This is a genomic window from Streptomyces sp. CA-251387 (assembly GCF_050936625.1).
Lineage (GTDB): Bacteria > Actinomycetota > Actinomycetes > Streptomycetales > Streptomycetaceae > Streptomyces.
This window is the reverse complement of sequence record NZ_JBNJMJ010000001.1, coordinates 1,542,823-1,560,011: the sequence shown is the minus strand read 5'-3', so window position 1 is coordinate 1,560,011 and position 17,189 is coordinate 1,542,823. Positions and strand designations below refer to the sequence as shown.

The window sequence follows — 17,189 nt, the reverse complement described above, 5'->3', positions numbered from 1 at the left end:
CGAGCCGCAGGGTCCGTCACATCGCCGACGGATCCTGCGGCCCCCGCCCCGACAGCACTTCCCCATACGCCTGCATCAGATCCGGCAGCCGAAGTGTCGACAAGTCGTCCCTCGTCAATGCCCCGGGATAGGTCGACAACCGCAGATCCCGATAAGCACAGCTCTTCTCGTACAGCGTCCGCAGGAACCGCCCGTTGCCCAGCTCGTCGATCCAGCCCTGATCGACGACGTGCCCGGCGATCGACCGCAGCTCGTCCAGCGCCTCCTCGTCCCACACGTCCCCGTTCTCCGCGGCGAGCACCTCGCCGATCGAGGTGAGCTCAAGAGGCCGGTACGACGGGAAGTCCACCCGAGTGGTGAAGCGGGACGAGAGCCCGGGATTCGCGGCCAGCAGCCGGTCCATGCCCTCCGGATAGCCGGCGAGGATCACCACCAGGTGGTCACGGTTGTCCTCGGCCCGCTTCAGCAGCACCTGCAGGGCCTCGTCGCCGTACGCGTCGCCCTTGCCGTAGCCGGAGTTGGAGAGGGAGTACGCCTCGTCCACGAACAGCACCCCGCCGAGCGCGGAGTCGATGAGCTCGTTGGCCTTCACGGCCGTCTGCCCCAGGTACTCGCCGACCAGGTCGGCCCGCTGGGCCTCCACGAGATGGTCGCCGCCGAGGAGCCCGAGGGCGTAGAACACGCGCCCGAGGATGCGCGCGACCGTGGTCTTGCCGGTGCCGGAGGGTCCGGAGAAGACGAAGTGCCGTTTGGGCGGCTGGACCGGCAGACCCTGCCCGGCCCGCAGCCGGGCCATGTTCAACTGGGCGGACAGCGCCTTGACCTGCCGCTTGACGGGTTCGAGCCCCACCATGCGCTCCAGTTCGGCGAGCGCCTCCTCGAGCAACTCGGGGTCGGTGGGCCCCGCGGGAAGCTGCTGCGACGGCACGACCGTCTTCTCGCGCACCGCCGGATCGAGCACCGACGGCAGCGGACCGGTCGGCGGCAGGTCGGCATCCGGAAGCCTCAGGTCCCGGCCCTCGGTGCCGAAGAGCGGGTCGAGCCCGTCGGGGCCGTCGCCGGCATCCTGCCCGACCCCGGTCAGGGTGATCGCCGCGAGGTCGTCGGAGTCTTCGTACCCGTCGCCCTCGGCGATCGCCGCGAGCCGGGCCGAGGTGTCCATGAAGGCGGGGTCGACGCGGTGGACGGCACGGTAGAGCGGTAAGGCGGCCGCGGACCGGCCCGTGCCCTCGTGCGCCCGGGCCAGCCAGTACCGCAGCTCCTTGCGCTGGGGCTGCTCGCTACGGCACCGCATCAGCGCGGCCGACAGCAGCGGCTCGGCCTGTCCGTACATTTCCAGCCGTACCCGTGCCATACCGCCGAACAGGCCCGCCTCGATACCGAGCATCGGGTCGTCGATCAGTGGATCGGTGTGCCGGACCAGCTGCTCCCAGTCCTTGACCAGATAGGCGCGGCAGGCGTGCAGGAAGCGGACCTGATGATCGGTGTCCACGGGCGGAAGCCCGGCCAGCGCCCGGTCCAGCTCCGGGACGTGTCGGCCGTCCAGCCAGTGCGAGGCGTGGGCCAGCAGCAGATCCCGCGGGCTCTCCAGGACCGGCTGCACCCACCAGCCCAGCCAGTACCAGGAGTTGAGCGTCCGCCGGTGCCGGGTCCGCTGTTCCCCGAAGCGGTCCCGGTGCCGGAACATCCGCAGCAGCGCGGTCGTCGTGTCGATGCGCAGCGCGTGCAGGCCGAGCCAGCCGTCGGCCATCCCGGGATCGATCCGCACCGCGGTGCGGAACTCCTCCTCCGCCTGCGGATAGGCCCCCATCGTGTAGGCGTCCACACCTCGCAGCCAGGCGAGGTCGGCCGGGGCCTCGGGGCCCTGCATGCCGAAGTCCATCACGTCCCCCACAAACCGTGCCCCCGTCGGTTGACCGCCGGGCCGTCGCCCGGGGCCGCCTTGTTCGAACCGCCGTACCGCGGACCGGAGTTGCAACGGTGCGCAGAGCAGCCGTCCGTAGGTCGCACCGAGGGCATCGTACCTGCGAGGGCATGGCCCGCCCCAGGGTGCCGCACCGGCCGTTTGACGAGGTGGGAGCGGATCGGGCGCACGCGCTCGGTGACCGAGGGTGAGCAAACAGCGCCTCTCGGCGCCCGGAGAGAGAGTGTGAGGGCAGAACGAAGCCCCCGATCACGGGGGAACAACCGGGGGCTTCGCGTAAGGGGCGACCTCGATGGGCCGCACATTCAGAACGTAAGTCCTGTACGGCCCCCGGGTCAAGCCGAGTTGAAGCACTCCGGGAACTTCTCCCGCAAGGCTCTTCACAAGTTCAGCACATTGCCGCTGGGCCGTCACCCTGTGTGAGGGACTGGTCCGGTCCAACCGTCCCGGCAGGCCCAGTAAGCACCTCATATCCCGTGGCGCACTGCCGAATCAGAAGGTCGGCGAACGGCCGGGACGGGTCGTCGGCGAAGTGTTTTCGTTCCGCCCTGACCCACCTGTCCCAGAACTCCCGCTGCTCCTCCCCGTCCCGGGAACGGCCGCGCGTCCAGGACTCCTCGTGCGGCAACTCCATCCACAGCAACTGGGCGAGATACGGGCGCAGCGCACGGCGGCCGGCCCCGACGCCCTCCATGACGATCACGGGGGCGGGCAGTACGGGGAGGGGTGGTCCGAAGCGGCGGGCCCGCCAGTCGTAGGGGGTGTAGTGGGCGGTCCTGCCCCGGGCGAGAGGTTCGATCACCTGGGCCAGCAGGCGATCGGTCCACTCGAACAGCTCCTCGTGGCTCGCGATGTCGTCAAGATGGAGCACCGGGGCGTCGCCCAGGGACCGGGCCAACTGCCCGGCGAACGTGGACTTTCCGGAGCCGGCGTGCCCGTCGACGCCGATCAGGCGGACCGGGCCGCAGGACGGGGGGAGGCGGCGGAGCCGGGTGGCGAGGTCGTGAATCGTTTTTCCCGGAGTAGAGCGGCGATGGGCATATTTCGTTGGAACATTCTAGTAGAGGGTTAAAGCGGGTGCCGGGACGGGAGGGGCGGGGTGAGATGAGAAAAGGTGTCGCTTTGAACTAGCCGGGGGTTGTCCGCAATCCCACCGAAAAACTCCGGCCGTCACCACGAAATGTGCGTTCCGGTTGAGTCCTGCGGTGAGTAAGGTGCTTGGTGTGCAACTGTGAGGTGCCGCAACGGGGATGGGCTGGGACAGATGGCCGCGGGGTTATTCGAAGGGCAGTATGTGTGGCATCCGGCGGCCGACGACCGCTTGCTGGCGAGCGTATGCGTCGATGTCCGGGCCGGCCGATATCTGAGCGCCCGCGACGCCCTGGCCGACACCAGCGGCGACTTCGGCCTGCGCGCCCATCGCTCCCTCGTCCTCGCCTCGGAGGCCGCCGACTCCGACCTCGTCGAGCGCTGGCTGGCCGAGGAGCCCGGCCCCGAGGCGGCGCTGCTGTGGGCGCGGGTCGCCGTACTGCGGGCGCTGCGCGCGGCCGACGCCCACGACCCGCGGACCGAGGCGCTGGAGCGGATAGCGCTGGCCGCCTGCGACCGGGCCGCGACGACCGACCCCGCCGACCCCACGCCCTGGGTGGCCAAGCTGGCGATGGCCCGGCTGCACCGGCTGGGCGACCAGGCGCCGCGCGGCCTGCTCACGGCACCGCCCGGGCCGTGGCGCCTGTTCGCGCACATCCTCTCCCTCGACCCCTGGCACCGCGAGGCCCACCACCGCTTCCTGGCCTGCTTCTTCCCCCGGCACGGCGGCTCCGTGACCGCCGCCTGGGACGTCGCCGCCTTCCTCGGCCAGCGCGCGCCCGCCGACTCACCGCTGCGCCTGCTGCCGCTGGTCGCCCTGGTCGAGTGCTACGACCCGACCCAGCTGCTTGCCGACCGGGTCTGGGAGCAGCCGCAGTGGCGCTCGACCGCCCTGGCGATCCACGAGAACTGGCTGCCCGAGGTGGCCGAATACCGGTTCACCCCCGTCCTCGACCTGGCCTACCTCGCCCACGCCCTGGTCATGGCCCGGCGCGAGGAGGAGGCCCGCGCCGTCTTCGCGGCGATGGGGCCCTACGCCTCCCGTATGCCCTGGTGCGTCTTCGGTGACCCGGCCGAGCAGCTGTCGCGGGCGCGCCGCGCCTGCGGCCTGCCCGTGCCGGCCGCCTGACGCACCGCAACCCCCCACCAAGAGAGAGGTCCGACCGTGTCAGAACGGATATCGGCTCCCCGTGCCAGAGCGCGCGCAGGAGCGGTTCCGATCGAGCTCGACGACGACGCGACCCTGCATGCGATGGGTTATCCGAGAAAACTCACGCGTCGTTTTCAGGCGTTCGACAATTTCGCCATCTCATTCACCATCATCAACATCATCTCGGGCATCTTCTCGGGATTCGGGTTCGGTCTGAACGCGGGCGGCCCGAGCATTCTCGTCTTCGGCTGGATCGGCGTCTCCGTCATGGTGCTCTTCGTGGGAGCAGCGATGGCGGAAGTCGCCTCGGCCTATCCGACGAGCGGCGCGCTGTATTTCTCCGCCGGAAAGCTCGCCAAACGGCACAAGGGTGCCTGGTCCTGGTACACCGGCTGGCTGAACTTCGTGGGCCAGGTCGGCGGTACGGCCGCCACCGGGTACGCCGCCGCCACCTTCGTCCAGGCCTTCATGGCGCTGCAGTGGCCCTCGTACGAGCCGACCCCGCACCGGACAGTGCTGATCACAGCCCTGATCATCGTGGTGCAGGGGCTCGCCAACACCTTCACCGTGCAGCTGGTCGCCGTACTGAACCGGATCTCCGTGTGGTGGCTGCTGAGCGGACTCGTGGTGATCGTGAGCGCGCTGATCGTCATGCCCGAGCATCATCAGTCGGCTTCCTTTGTCACGCATTTCGCGAACAACACCGGTTTCACGAGCGGCCTTTACGGCGGGATGCTCGGCCTGCTGGTCACGAGCTGGACCTTCACCGGCTTCGACGGCAGCTTCCACATGTCCGAGGAAACGGTCCGGGCGACGGTCAACGCGCCGAAGGGGATCACGCGGGCGATCGGTTACTCGGCGATCGCGGGGCTGCTGCTGATGCTCGCATTGGTCTACAGCATTCGTGACTACGACCGGGTGGCGAGCGCCGACGCACCTCCCGTGCAGATCCTGATCGACGGGCTCGGAGTCGGCACCGCGAAGGTGCTGCTGTTGATCGTGATCGGCGCCATGCTCTTCTGCGGCCTGGCCAATCTCACCAGCAACACCCGGCAGATCTTCGCTTTCTCCCGGGACGGCGCGATGCCCGGCTCCCGCTGGTGGCACTCGGTCTCGCCCCGCACGCGCACCCCCGTCAAGGCGGTGTGGCTGGCGGTCGCCTGCTCGCTGGCGCTCGTGGTGCCCGGCTGGTGGTCGCACACGGCGTTCACCGCCATCGTCAGCGTCAACGTCGTCGGGCTCTTCCTCGCCTACGCCGTCCCGATCCTGCTCAGGCTGCGGCTGGGCGACGAGTTCGAGCCAGGGCCCTGGCACCTGGGCCGCTGGGGGCGGCCGGTCGGGGTCGTCGCGGTGACCTGGATCCTGCTCAGCAGCGTCCTGTTCATGCTGCCGCAGGCCTCGCCGATCACCGCCGACTCCTTCAACTACGCGCCGGTCGCCCTGGCCGTCGTCCTGGCCGTGGCCACGGTCTGGTGGTTCACCACCGCCCGCCGCCGCTTCCACGGCCCGGTCAGCTACGGCCGCCCCGACGAGGTCGCGGCCATGGACCTCGTCTGACGAGCCGTCACCCGTCTCGGCGTACGTCGTGGCAGTGGCGTACGCCGGGACCCGCTCGCTCGTCACCCCCCTCGTAGGGGGTTGGGGTGGACGGTCGCCCCAGGTCATGCCAGTGGTCGACACCAATATTCGTGGACGCGCCAGGCTCCGAAGTGCTGGCAGACGCTCCCGCCTGCGGCCATAGTTGGCGGACAGCCGTGCATTGGACCTGCCCGACTCGGACACCTGGGGGTCTTCCGCCCATGAGCAGAGCCGAACAGCCGTCCCGGAGAACCGTCCTGGCCGCCGTGGTCGCCGCAGCCGTCGCCGGCAACGCGGGCCCCGCCGTCGCCGCCGGCAAGACCACCGACGCCGCGGCCCCCGCCCCGACCCCGGCCCGCGCCGTCGACAACCGCGCCTGGACCACGTACACCGACTGGCGCTGTGGCGCCGCCGCGGGAACGCGTGCCGTCGCGGGCGCCCGCCCCGGCATCGTGATCGCCGCGCCCGCAGGCATCACCGACTACACCGACCGGCACACCGGCAGGACCGCCCGCTGGGAGTACGCGACCTGGACGTCCCCGGTCCACCGGCTCTCCGTCCCCGCGACCGAGGCCATCGCGTCCTGGAACGCGCACACCCCGGCCGGCACCTGGCTCCAGATCGAGCTGACGGGCACCTACTCCGACGGCACCGCCACCCCCTGGTACGTGATGGGCCGCTGGGCGGCCGGCGACCAGGACATCAGGCGGACCTCGGTCGACGACCAGAGCGACGGCAAGAGCAGCATCTGGACGGACACCTTCGCCATCGACGACCCCACCACCGGGCTGCGCCTCACCTCCTATCAGCTGCGGCTGACCCTCTACCGCACGCCCGGCACGCGGCTCACCCCCAAGGTCTGGCGGGCCGGCGCGATGGGCTCCGACGTCCCCGACCGCTTCACCGTCCCGGCCTCCACCCCCGGCCTGGCCCAGGAGCTGATCGTCCCGCGCTACTCGCAGGAGATCCACGCGGGCCAGTACCCGGAGTACGACAACGGCGGCGAGGCCTGGTGCAGCCCCACCTCCTCGCAGATGATCATCGAGTACTGGGGCGGCCGGCTCACCCCGGAGCAGCTGGCCTGGGTCGATCCGTCGTACGCCGACCCGCAGGTCTGCCACGCGGCCCGGTTCACGTACGACTACCAGTACGAGGGCTGCGGCAACTGGCCGTTCAACGCGGCCTACGCGGCCACCTTCGAGGACCTGAGGGGCGTGGTCACCCGGCTCGGCTCGCTCACCGATCTGGAGACGCTGATCGCGGCCGGGATCCCGGCCATAACGTCCCAGTCCTTCCTCAAGGAGGAGCTGACCGGGGCCGGGTACGGCACCGCCGGGCACCTGATGACGGTCATAGGGTTCACTTCCGACGGCGACGTGATCGCCAACGACCCGGCGTCGCCGAGCAACGAGGCGGTGCGGCGCGTCTACAAGCGGCGCGAATGGGAGAACATCTGGCTGCGGACCAAGCGGTACAACGCCAGTGGCAAGGTCGTCTCCGGCACCGGCGGCGTCTGTTACCTCTACTTCCCGGCCTGTCCCACCCCGCGCCAGCGGGCGGCACTCGCCGCGGTGGGGGTGCTGTGAGCAACGTCTCCGCCGTGCATGCCGCTCGCGGTGGCAAGGTGGGGTTATGACCACGCACTCAGCCACGGTCGCCCGTGTCCGCACCGGCGGCCCCCACGACGACGACGGCCCGAAGATCGTCGAGCACGTCATGGGCTGGACCCTCGTAGTGGTCGTCGCGATGCTCGTCACCCAGCTCGGTCTGCTGTGACCTGACACACATCGGACCCCTTGTCGGACATATGCCGACCCTGTTGTCCGGCGGCCCCACCAGAGTCGATCAGACTCGAACGAGCAGCTGGTGGAGGTCTGCCATACTGCGGATGTCCCGCCGCCCGTTGGATAACAGGGTCGAAATTGAATATCAGTCAACAGCGCGACGCGGCCCGTCCCCGGGCCCGCGGCACCGATCGTTCGGTGGCGCGTCGTGCCGAACTCATCACCATCGGGCGGAAGTTGTTCGCCGACACGTCGTACGACGCGCTCTCCATGGACGACATCGCCCGGCAGGCCCATGTCGCCAAGGGGCTCATCTACTACTACTTCCAGTCCAAGCGCGGTTACTACCTGGCGATCATCCAGGACTCCGTCGCCGACCTGGTCACCTACGCGGCGAGCGGCATCGAACTGCAGCCGGTGGACCGGGTCCACCGCACCATCGACAGCTATCTGCGCTACGCCGAGCACAACCAGGCCGCGTACCGCACCATCGTCAGCGGCGGTGTCGGCTTCGACACCGAGGTGCACGCCATCCGGGACGGCGTGCGGGAGGCGATCGTGGCGACCATCGCGGAGGGGGCGTACGGCCGCACCGACATCGCCCCGCTGGCCCGCATGGGCCTGCTCGCCTGGGTGTGCAGTGTCGAGGGCGCCGCCCTGGACTGGATCGACCGTCCCCAGCTCTCCCGCGACCAGATGCGCGAGCTGCTGGTGAAGACGCTGGGCGGCGCCATGCGCGCCATCGAGGAGATGGACCCCGCCTACCCGGCCCCGGAGCCCGCCCGCCGCGACGGCTGCCCCGACGCCTGACGCGACAAGGGGCGGAGGCTCGTGGTCCTCCGCCCCAAGTCCCCTGTGAACCGGGCTAGTTGATCGCCTTGATCAGCTCCCCGCCCGCGGTGTCACCGCTCAGCTCCCAGAAGAAGGTGCCGCCCAGGCCCTGCTGGTTCTTGTACGTCATCTTCGTTGCGATGGTCGCCGGGGTGTCGTAGCTCCACCAGTTGTTTCCGCACTTGGCGTACGCGGTGCCGCCCACCGTGCCGGTGGCCGGGCACTTCGACTTGAGCACCTTGTAGTCCTCGATGCCCTGCTCGTACGTCCCCGCCGCCGGGCCGGTCGCCGTGCCGCCGGGCGCCGACTGGGTGACGCCGGTCCAGCCGCGGCCGTAGAAGCCGATGCCGAGCAGCAGCTTGGACGACGGGATGCCGAGGCCTTTGAGCTTGGCGATGGTGGCCGAGGTGTGGAAGCCCGCCTTCGGGATGCCGGTGTAGGAGTTCAGCGCCGAGTGCGGGGCCGTCGGGCCGGTCGCGTCCCAGGCGCCGAAGAAGTCGTACGTCATCGGGTTGTACCAGTTGACGTACTGGGCCGCGCCCGCGTAGTTCGCCGCGTCGATCTTGCCGCCGCTCGTCGCGTCGGCCGTGATCGCCGCGGTGACCAGGTTGCCGGAGCCGAACTTGGCCCGCACCGCCGCCATCAGGTTCTTGAAGGCCTCCCTGCCGCTGGTGTCACAGGTGGCGCCGCAGGCGTTCGGGTACTCCCAGTCGATGTCGATGCCGTCGAAGACGTCGGCCCACTTGGAGTTCTCGACCAGGTCGTAACAGGACTGGGCGAAGGCGGCCGGGTTCCGCGCGGCCTCACCGAAGCCGCTCGACCAGGTCCAGCCGCCGAAGGACCACAGGACCTTCAGGCCCGGGTGCTTCTTCTTCAGCTCGCGCAGCTGGTTGAAGGTGCCGCGCAGGGGCTGGTCCCAGGTGTCGGCGACACCGTCCACGGACTCGGCCGCGGTGTAGGTCCGCTCGGTCGCCGCGTAGGAGTCGCCCATCGCGCACTTGCCGCCGGTGACGTTGCCGAAGGCGTAGTTGATGTGCGTGAGCCTGGCGGCCGAGCCCGAGGTCTCGATGTTCTTGACGTAGTACTTGCGGTCGTAGGTGCCCCATTCGGTGAAGTAGCCGACGACCTTGGAGCCGGCGGCGAGCTTGGGCGCGGTGGCGGGTTCGGCGGTGGCGGTGCCCGCGCCGGCGAGCAGTCCGGCACCGAGGACGGCCGCGCAGGCGGCGGACACGAGAGTCCGGAACCGGGTGCGTGGGCGGTGCGAAGTGTGCATCGGGGTTTCTCCTCCGTGGGGGAGAGGGGAACGTGTGCCGATTGGCATGAACGCGATGACGAGAATCGCTCCGCCAAGGTAGGAGGACTAGACCAGTACGTCAATGGTTCGGACCAATTTCGCCGAGCGGTCGCGCGTCCGTGTGTGTCGCTCGATACTTCTTGAAGTAAGCGGTCGTTAACTGGTGACTCGATGTCCCCGATCGGGCATACTCACCGCAGAGCCGCTGGTCAGCAGCTTCCGAGACCCGGGAGCGGAGCACCTGCCGGCACCCCGAGAGACCCGGCGGAGCCGCCCCACCCAAGGCGTGCGACCGCCGACGTTCCCGAAAGGGAGGAGAGCGTCGCCATGCCCGACCGCGCCCCGCAGCCGGTGGACCGTCAACTGCCCACGGACGAGGCCCGGGATCTGATCTCGCTCGTCCGCGACATCGCGCAGCGCGAGATCGCCCCGAAGGCGGCCGAGGAGGAGGACGCCGGACGCTTCCCGCGCGAGGTCTTCACCCTGCTCTCCGAATCCGGGCTGCTCGGCCTGCCGTACGACTCCGAGTACGGCGGCGGCGATCAGCCGTACGAGGTCTACCTCCAGGTCCTCGAGGAGCTCGCCGCGGCCCGCCTCACCGTCGGCCTCGGTGTCAGCGTGCACACCCTCGCCTCCTACGCGCTCGCCACCTACGGCACCAAGGAACAGCAGGTCGAGCACCTGCCCGCGATGCTCGGCGGCGGGCTGCTCGGCGCGTACTGCCTCTCCGAGCCGTCATCCGGATCGGACGCGGCCTCCCTGCGCACCAAGGCGGTGCGGGAGGGTGACGACTGGGTGATCACCGGCACCAAGGCCTGGATCACGCACGGCGGCATCGCCGACTTCTACACGGTCATGGCGCGTACCGGCGAGGAAGGGCCGCGCGGGATCACCGCGTTCCTGGTGCCCGGTGACGCGGAGGGGCTGAGCGCCGCGGCGCCCGAGAAGAAGATGGGCATGAAGGGCTCGCCCACCGCGCAAGTCCACTTCGACGGGGTCCGCGTCTCCGACGCCCGGCGCATCGGTGAGGAAGGTCAGGGATTCGCGATCGCCCTGGCCGCGCTCGACTCCGGGCGGCTGGGTATCGCGGCCTGCGCGATCGGCGTGGCCCAGGCGGCGCTGGACGAGGCGGTGGCGTACGCGACCGAGCGCCGGCAGTTCGGCAAGCCGATCGCCGACTTCCAGGGCCTGCGCTTCATGCTCGCCGACATGGCGACCCAGATCGAGGCGGGCCGCGCGCTGTACCTGGCGGCCGCGCGGCTGCGCGACGCGGGCCGGCCCTTCGCCAAGCAGGCGGCCATGGCCAAGCTGCACTGCACCGATACCGCGATGAGGGTCACCACCGACGCGGTCCAGGTCCTCGGCGGGTACGGCTACACCGCGGACTTCCCGGCCGAGCGGTACATGCGCGAGGCCAAGGTCCTGCAGATCGTCGAGGGCACCAACCAGATTCAGCGGATGGTCATCGCCCGTCACCTGGCAGGTCCCGAAGGACGCTGAACTGGCCACGCCTGACCTGCGGCGCCGTGAGCTCGATCCACTCCGGGTCATGGCGCCCGGGCAGGGTGCGGCCGCGGTCGGCCCACATACGCATCAGATCGCGGTAGATCGGCGGGTCCGGCTGCTGCGGAGGCGCAGGCGGAACCGTCCCTGCCGGCCGCGGAACGAAGATGCGGCGCTGCGACCCGGTCGCTGAATAGGTGGTGGGCATACCAGGGCAACGCGGAGGCAGGGGGACAAGTCACCGCCTACGGGAATCGGGCGTGAGTTCACGGACGTCCGGCTCCCTCTCTGGTCACCCGACGCTGTCTGACGTACCGTCAGCCCAGCCGCTTCCAGGGAGGTTTGCCGTGGCCGACGACGACCGCCCCGTACCGCTGGACGAGTACCCGGTGCACCAGGTGCCGCTCTCCATGAAGTACGTCGCGACCAGCGACCGGAACGCCTACGACCGCTGCATCTTCCATGTCCTCGACCACCAGGGGCGTGCCCTGCTGATCCTGGGCCTTGGGATCTACCCCAACGTCGGGGTGATCGACGCGTACGCGACCCTCAGGACCAGGGACACGCTGTACGCCGTGCGGGCGTCGGACGCGCTCGGCGAGGACCGGATGCGCCTGGCCGTGGGGCCGCTGCGGATCGAGGTGGGGGAGCCGCTGCGGCGGCTGCGGCTGATCTGCGACGACGACACCTTGTCGTACGACATCACCTGGACCGCCGGTTTCCCCGCCCTCTGGGAACCACATCACCTCCAGCGCCGCGGCGACCGCCTCAGCCTCGAAGGGCGCCGCTTCGTCCAGGCTGGCGGGGTGGAAGGCGTCGTACGCGCGAGTGGCCGGGAGTTCCGGGTCACCCCGGGTGAGTGGACCGGCACGCGCGACCGCAGCTGGGGTGTGCGCCCGATCCCGGGGGAGGAGGGCGGGCGGTTCGCCGAGGAGCGGCCGACCGAGGGCTTCCACTGGATCTGGTGTCCGGTGCGCTTCGAGGACCGGTTCCTGATGGTGATCGTCCAGGAGGACGCGGACGGGTACCGCTCGCTGAGCGAGGCGACGATGGTCCGCCCAGGCCACCGTGACCGCCAACTCGGCTGGCCCCGGACCGAGATCACCTACCGCTCGGGCACCCGCCACCCCGAACGCGCCCTCATCCTCCTCGGCGACGTACGCAAGCCCCAGGAACTCGAGGTGGAGTTCCTCACGTCGTCGCCGCTCGCCGTCGGCGCCGGCTACCCACCCGCCGACGACTGGCAGCACGGCACCTGGCGGGGGCGCGGCTGGACCGACCGCCGCACCTACGACCTCTCCGACCCCACCGCCCATCCCCTCGCCGCGTACGGAGTCACCGACCATGCCGCACGCTTCCGGCTGGACGGCCGGGTCGGTCACGGCATCTTCGAGCACGGCTCGTTCGGGCGGCACGACCCGAGCGGGTTCACGGACTTCGGCTCCGTCGCGCCATGAGGTCATGACCCCGCTCGGCGACAGACGAAGGGAGTTGGCCCCATGACCACGGCACCTCGCCCCCGTACGACGACGCGCGACCCGGACGAACTCGCCCGCCGCCTCACCGCCTGGCTCGACACCCGGCTGCCCGGCGCCAAGGCGGCCGGCGTCACCGTCCCCACCTCCAACGGCATGTCCAGCGAAACCCTGCTCTTCGACATCGAGCACCCTCAACCGCCCCTGCGCGCCTGCGCGTTGCGGCTCGCGGCGGATCCGGCGGCGTACACGGTGTTCCCGACGTACGACATGCCCCGGCAGTACCGCACGATGCGCCTGGTCGCCGACCGCTCCGACCTCCCCGTACCGAGAGTGCTGTGGTTGGAGGAGGACCCCGGCCCGCTGGGGGCGCCCTTCTTCGTCATGGAGCGCGTCGACGGGCGGGTGCCGCCGGACGTCATGCCGTACACCTACGAGGGCAACTGGCTGTATGCGGCGAGCGACGCCGAGCGCGAGCACCTGGAGGCGGCCACGATCGGGCTGCTGGCCCGGCTGCACGACCAAGTCCCGCCACAGGAGGCCGAGTTCCTCACCCTGCCGGGCGAGGGGGACGCGCTGCGGCGGCACGTGACCGCCCAACGCGCGTACTACGAATGGGTGGTTGACGGACTAGCCCGCTCACCGCTCATCGAGGACGCGTTCGACCGCCTGGAGGAGCTCTGGCCCCGCGATCCGGGCACGCCGGTGCTCAACTGGGGCGACGCGCGCATCGGGAATGTCGTCTACGACGGTTTCGAACCCGCGGCCGTCCTCGACTGGGAGATGGCGGCACTGGCTCCGCGCGAGGTCGACCTCGGCTGGACCGTCTATCTGCACCGCTTCTTCCACGACCTGACGGTCACCTTCGGACAGCGCGGGCTGCCGGACTTCCTGCGCCGCGACCGGGTCGAGGCCCGTTATGCCGACCTCACCGGCCACACTCCACGTGACATGGACTTCTACACGCTGTACGCCGCCCTGCGGCACGCCGTCGTCATGCTGCGGATCGCCTACCGCCGGGCGTACTTCGGCGAAGTCGCCGTCCCGGCGGACCCGGACACACTGATCCTGCACCACGGCAGCCTGCGAGCCATGGTGCAGGGCAGCTACTGGGATTGAGCGACGCGGCTGAGGTCGGGTGCGCTCAGGCGGCGTGGCGGCGCATCACGGGGACCCTGATGGGGCGCGAGCCCGGGCCGCCGACGTGCGAGAAGGGCTGCGTCCGCCAGTCGAGCCCCTGAGGGAGCGTCAGCAGCAGGGCGGTGTCCTGCTCCTGGGGCTCCGCCGACTCGTCGGCGGAAGGGGCGTCGGAGGCCTTGCGGCCCGTACCGGCGCAGACCGTGAGACCGAACGGGTTCCACGGTGAGGCGCACAGCGCGTGCTCCGGCAGGACCTCCTCGTCCGCCAGCAGGGCGATGGGCTGCGCGCAGTCCGGGCAGATGACCCGGTACATCTCGAAAGTGTCGTACGCGTCGAGCTCGTCGTCGAAGTCGTCGGGTTCGACGCCCTCCGGAGCGGGCTCGACGACCGGCTGAAGGCGCTTGGGCGCGGTACGACCAGGGCGCTTAAGACTCTGCATGGATTTCTCCCCCTCGGGCTGGGCCGTGAAGGCGCTGCGGCCTCGACCACAGCAAGCACTTCCCGCCCGGTCTCGGCGGTAATCACGAGACCATCACGGAGCCTGTTCGAGGCCTGTGGCGTTCGTCACATGCCGCCCGCAGGTGCCCGAGGCGGCCGGTTTGTCCCTCGGTCGGCTCACAGCCCTCCGACCGCCACATCACGAACCGGGCATGACCTGGGCTGCTCAGGTATCCGAGGAGATCAGCCGCACTGTAGGTTCTTGCGCCATGGAGGAGCTGGACCGGCAGATCGTGCAGCTGCTCGTCAAGGACGGGCGGATGAGTTACACCGACCTGGGCAAGGCCACGGGCCTGTCCACATCGGCCGTGCACCAGCGGGTGCGCCGGCTGGAGCAGCGTGGCGTCATCCGTGGGTATGCCGCGGTCGTGGATCCCGAGGCCGTGGGGCTGCCGATGACCGCGTTCATCTCTGTGAAGCCGTTCGATCCCAGTGCGCCCGATGACATCGCCGACCGGTTGGCGGGGGTGCCGGAGATCGAGGCGTGCCACAGCGTCGCGGGCGACGAGAACTACATCCTCAAGGTTCGGGTGGCCACGCCGCACGAGCTGGAGGAGCTGCTGGCTCGGGTGCGGTCGCTGGCGGGGGTTTCGACCCGGACGACGGTGGTTTTGTCCACGCCGTATGAGGCTCGGCCGCCGCGGGTGTGAGGCCGTACGGCCCAGCTCCTCGCCGTCGGGCTGCTTGTTGTGTGCCGGCTGCCGGCGGTTCGCGGCCGGTCGCGCCCACGCGGCGGAGCCGCATATCGATACAGCCCCGCGCCCCTTTGGCGGCGTTGCAGTGGCCCCCTGTCCATAGCTGCCGGAGTCAGGCGCGAAACTGTTGCCCATGAGTGAGCGCAGCGCCGAGCCGAAGACCGTCCTCCTCCGTCGCGGAGAGGTCCACAGCCCCGCCGACCCCTTCGCCACCGCGATGGTCGTCGAGCGCGGGCAGGTTGCCTGGGTCGGGTCCGAGGGGGCCGCCGACGCCTTTGCGGACGGGGTGGACGAGGTCGTCGATCTGGACGGTGCCCTGGTCACCCCGGCGTTCACCGACGCCCATGTGCACACCACCGCCACGGGGCTCGCGCTGACCGGGCTCGATCTGTCCGGTGCGCCCTCGCTGGAGGCCGCTCTCGCGCTCGTGCGGGACTTCGCCGCAGCCCGTCCGCACGACCGCGTCCTGCTCGGGCACGGCTGGGACGCCTCCCGCTGGCCCGGTGGCCGCCCCCCGACGCGTGCCGAGCTCGACGAGGCCACCGGCGGTCGGCCCCTCTACCTGACCCGCATCGACGTCCACTCGGCGGTCGTCACGACGGCCCTGCTGGACATGACGCCGGGCGACCTCGGCGCGGTCGACGCGCCGCTCGTCGCCGATGCCCATCACGCCGTACGCGCCACCGCGCTGGGCGCGATCACGCCCGCCCAGCGCACCGAGGCCCAGCGCGCCGCCCTCGCTCACGCCGCCTCCCTCGGCATCGGCACCGTCCACGAGTGCGGCGGGCCGGACATCTCCTCCGAGGACGACTTCACCGGACTGCTGCGGCTGGCCGCCGGGGAACCCGGCCCGCGGGTCGTCGGCTACTGGGCCGAGCAGGCCGAGGAGGGGATCGCCAAGGCGCGGGAGCTGGGCGCGATCGGCGCGGCCGGCGACCTCTTCGCCGACGGCGCCCTCGGCTCGCACACCGCGTGCCTGCACCAGCCGTACGCCGACGCCGCCCACACCGGCACCGCCTACCTGGACGCGGCCGCCGTCGCCGCCCACGTCATCGCCTGCACCGAGGCGGGCCTCCAGGCGGGCTTCCACGCGATCGGCGACGCCGCCGTGACCGCCGTGGTGGAGGGCGTGCGCGCCGCGGCCGAGAAGCTCGGCCTGGCCCGCGTCCGCGCCGCCCGCCACCGCGTGGAGCACGCCGAGATGCTCACCCCGGAGACCGTCGCGGCCTTCGCCGAGCTGGGCCTGACCGCCTCCGTCCAGCCTGCGTTCGACGCGCTGTGGGGCGGCGAGGACGGCATGTACGCCCAGCGCCTGGGCGCCGAGCGGGCCCGCACCCTCAACCCCTTCGCGGCCCTGCTGCGGGCCGGGGTCCCGCTCGCCTTCGGCTCCGACAGCCCGGTCACACCGCTCGATCCCTGGGGCACGGTCCGCGCGGCGGCCTTCCATCACACGCCCGAGCACCGTGTCTCCGTGCGCGCCGCGTTCACGGCACACACGCGTGGCGGCTGGCGGGCGATCGGGCGCGACGACGCGGGCGTCCTGGTGCCGGGCGCGCCCGCCGACTACGCCGTGTGGCGCGCCGACGAACTGGTGGTCCAGGCGCCCGACGACAGGGTCGCGCGCTGGTCCACCGACCCCCGCTCGGGCACCCCCGGCCTGCCCGATCTGACCCCGGGCCGCGACCTCCCGCTCTGCCTGCGCACGGTGGTGGGCGGACGAACGGTCTTCGTACGGCCGGGCGAGTGATCTACCGGGGTGGCGCGCATGCGATCGCTTCGCGCGACCCCGGCGCGCGACCTGCGCATCCTCTGCGCTGACCAGCGCATTGGGTGAAGACCCGCAGGTCAAACGGCTGTTGACAGGCCAAGGCCCGGGGCCGGTAGGTTCGGCCGAGTCCACCACCGGACGCCCGACCGGGCAACCGCGGAACTTCCGGGAACCCGTCGCAACGCCGCTGGGTCAGGGACGGTGTGCCGCACCGGGGCACCGCCACTGGGAGCCAGGCTCAGCGCCCGCGCGGCGACGACGGAACGTCGCGGCCGATCGGGGAGGTGTGACCCGGGTGGGGCCCGGGCGCTCAGTAGACAACGGCTTTCGGTCGACCCGCAGCCAGCGGGTCCCAGGTCGGCCCGAAGGGCGCCGGGCCCCCATCCGCAGAAACGTGAACAGCCGCGACATCCGCAGAGGGTGCGAAGCCGACGTACCGGCCCCGGAAAACTCAGCCTTA

General features: G+C 70.8%; 14 protein-coding genes. 10 read left to right on the top strand and 4 right to left on the bottom strand.

Annotated elements, in window-relative coordinates:
* Positions 1-16: 16 nt before the first annotated feature.
* Together ACQEV2_RS06770 and ACQEV2_RS06765 are read right to left on the bottom strand one after the other, a co-directional pair.
* Positions 17-1,882 (bottom strand): AAA family ATPase, encoded by a 1,866-nt coding sequence (locus tag ACQEV2_RS06770; RefSeq protein ID WP_433037605.1) that lies wholly within the window; start codon positions 1,880-1,882, stop codon positions 17-19.
* A 430-nt stretch (positions 1,883-2,312) separates the two neighbouring features.
* The gene (locus ACQEV2_RS06765) at positions 2,313-2,933 is read right to left on the bottom strand and encodes a uridine kinase family protein (protein WP_433054249.1); all 621 of its coding nucleotides are present in this window, start codon (positions 2,931-2,933) and stop codon (positions 2,313-2,315) included.
* Between the two features lie 255 nt (positions 2,934-3,188).
* Between ACQEV2_RS06765 and ACQEV2_RS06760 the strand changes: the two genes are divergently transcribed.
* The 5 genes from ACQEV2_RS06760 (at position 3,189) to ACQEV2_RS06740 (ending at position 8,335) form a co-directional block, all read left to right on the top strand.
* Entirely contained in the window at positions 3,189-4,142 is a 954-nt protein-coding gene (locus ACQEV2_RS06760; RefSeq protein ID WP_433037603.1) for a hypothetical protein, read from the top strand.
* A gap of 36 nt (positions 4,143-4,178) precedes the next feature.
* Complete coding sequence (locus ACQEV2_RS06755) at positions 4,179-5,720, top strand: amino acid permease (RefSeq protein ID WP_433037601.1); 1,542 nt, start codon at positions 4,179-4,181, stop codon at positions 5,718-5,720.
* Positions 5,721-5,962: 242 nt separating this feature from the next.
* The gene (locus tag ACQEV2_RS06750; protein ID WP_433037599.1) at positions 5,963-7,327 is read left to right on the top strand and encodes a peptidase C39 family protein; all 1,365 of its coding nucleotides are present in this window, start codon (positions 5,963-5,965) and stop codon (positions 7,325-7,327) included.
* A gap of 46 nt (positions 7,328-7,373) precedes the next feature.
* Positions 7,374-7,517: an SCO1431 family membrane protein gene (locus ACQEV2_RS06745; RefSeq protein ID WP_433037597.1), complete on the top strand. Its 144-nt coding sequence runs from the start codon at positions 7,374-7,376 to the stop codon at positions 7,515-7,517.
* A gap of 146 nt (positions 7,518-7,663) precedes the next feature.
* A complete protein-coding gene (locus ACQEV2_RS06740; RefSeq protein ID WP_433037594.1) occupies positions 7,664-8,335 on the top strand; it encodes a TetR/AcrR family transcriptional regulator in 672 nt (223 codons plus the stop codon).
* Positions 8,336-8,390: 55 nt separating this feature from the next.
* Here ACQEV2_RS06740 and ACQEV2_RS06735 read toward each other — a convergent pair whose 3' ends face one another.
* On the bottom strand, positions 8,391-9,629 hold the full coding sequence (locus ACQEV2_RS06735) for a glycoside hydrolase family 18 protein (protein WP_433037591.1): 1,239 nt from the start codon (positions 9,627-9,629) through the stop codon (positions 8,391-8,393).
* A gap of 348 nt (positions 9,630-9,977) precedes the next feature.
* Between ACQEV2_RS06735 and ACQEV2_RS06730 the strand changes: the two genes are divergently transcribed.
* From ACQEV2_RS06730 to ACQEV2_RS06720, 3 genes are all read left to right on the top strand, one after another.
* On the top strand, positions 9,978-11,150 hold the full coding sequence (locus ACQEV2_RS06730; RefSeq protein WP_433037588.1) for an acyl-CoA dehydrogenase family protein: 1,173 nt from the start codon (positions 9,978-9,980) through the stop codon (positions 11,148-11,150).
* A 413-nt stretch (positions 11,151-11,563) separates the two neighbouring features.
* Positions 11,564-12,610 carry a hypothetical protein gene (locus ACQEV2_RS06725; protein WP_433054246.1) on the top strand — a complete coding sequence of 349 codons (1,047 nt, stop codon included), beginning with the start codon at positions 11,564-11,566 and terminating at the stop codon, positions 12,608-12,610.
* Positions 12,611-12,652: 42 nt separating this feature from the next.
* Positions 12,653-13,747 (top strand): phosphotransferase family protein, encoded by a 1,095-nt coding sequence (locus ACQEV2_RS06720; protein WP_433037586.1) that lies wholly within the window; start codon positions 12,653-12,655, stop codon positions 13,745-13,747.
* Positions 13,748-13,772: 25 nt separating this feature from the next.
* Here ACQEV2_RS06720 and ACQEV2_RS06715 read toward each other — a convergent pair whose 3' ends face one another.
* On the bottom strand, positions 13,773-14,207 hold the full coding sequence (locus ACQEV2_RS06715) for a hypothetical protein (protein WP_433037583.1): 435 nt from the start codon (positions 14,205-14,207) through the stop codon (positions 13,773-13,775).
* Positions 14,208-14,475: 268 nt separating this feature from the next.
* Here ACQEV2_RS06715 and ACQEV2_RS06710 point away from each other — a divergent pair, with 268 nt between their 5' ends.
* Together ACQEV2_RS06710 and ACQEV2_RS06705 are read left to right on the top strand one after the other, a co-directional pair.
* The gene (locus ACQEV2_RS06710) at positions 14,476-14,916 is read left to right on the top strand and encodes an Lrp/AsnC family transcriptional regulator (protein WP_086703418.1); all 441 of its coding nucleotides are present in this window, start codon (positions 14,476-14,478) and stop codon (positions 14,914-14,916) included.
* 178 nt (positions 14,917-15,094) lie between these two features.
* Positions 15,095-16,708 carry an amidohydrolase gene (locus ACQEV2_RS06705; protein WP_433037581.1) on the top strand — a complete coding sequence of 538 codons (1,614 nt, stop codon included), beginning with the start codon at positions 15,095-15,097 and terminating at the stop codon, positions 16,706-16,708.
* Positions 16,709-17,189 lie beyond the last annotated feature (481 nt).

What these genes read in the sequence shown, in the direction of transcription:
- ACQEV2_RS06770 (WP_433037605.1), bottom strand. Translation starts at nt 1,882, where the DNA reads ATGGACTTCGGCATGCAGGGCCCCGAGGCCCCGGCCGACCTCGCCTGG.
- ACQEV2_RS06760 (WP_433037603.1), top strand. Translation starts at nt 3,189, where the DNA reads ATGGCCGCGGGGTTATTCGAAGGGCAGTATGTGTGGCATCCGGCGGCC.
- ACQEV2_RS06750 (WP_433037599.1), top strand. Translation starts at nt 5,963, where the DNA reads ATGAGCAGAGCCGAACAGCCGTCCCGGAGAACCGTCCTGGCCGCCGTG.
- ACQEV2_RS06745 (WP_433037597.1), top strand. Translation starts at nt 7,374, where the DNA reads ATGACCACGCACTCAGCCACGGTCGCCCGTGTCCGCACCGGCGGCCCC.
- ACQEV2_RS06735 (WP_433037591.1), bottom strand. Translation starts at nt 9,629, where the DNA reads ATGCACACTTCGCACCGCCCACGCACCCGGTTCCGGACTCTCGTGTCC.
- ACQEV2_RS06730 (WP_433037588.1), top strand. Translation starts at nt 9,978, where the DNA reads ATGCCCGACCGCGCCCCGCAGCCGGTGGACCGTCAACTGCCCACGGAC.
- ACQEV2_RS06725 (WP_433054246.1), top strand. Translation starts at nt 11,564, where the DNA reads ATGAAGTACGTCGCGACCAGCGACCGGAACGCCTACGACCGCTGCATC.
- ACQEV2_RS06720 (WP_433037586.1), top strand. Translation starts at nt 12,653, where the DNA reads ATGACCACGGCACCTCGCCCCCGTACGACGACGCGCGACCCGGACGAA.
- ACQEV2_RS06715 (WP_433037583.1), bottom strand. Translation starts at nt 14,207, where the DNA reads ATGCAGAGTCTTAAGCGCCCTGGTCGTACCGCGCCCAAGCGCCTTCAG.
- ACQEV2_RS06710 (WP_086703418.1), top strand. Translation starts at nt 14,476, where the DNA reads ATGGAGGAGCTGGACCGGCAGATCGTGCAGCTGCTCGTCAAGGACGGG.
- ACQEV2_RS06705 (WP_433037581.1), top strand. Translation starts at nt 15,095, where the DNA reads ATGAGTGAGCGCAGCGCCGAGCCGAAGACCGTCCTCCTCCGTCGCGGA.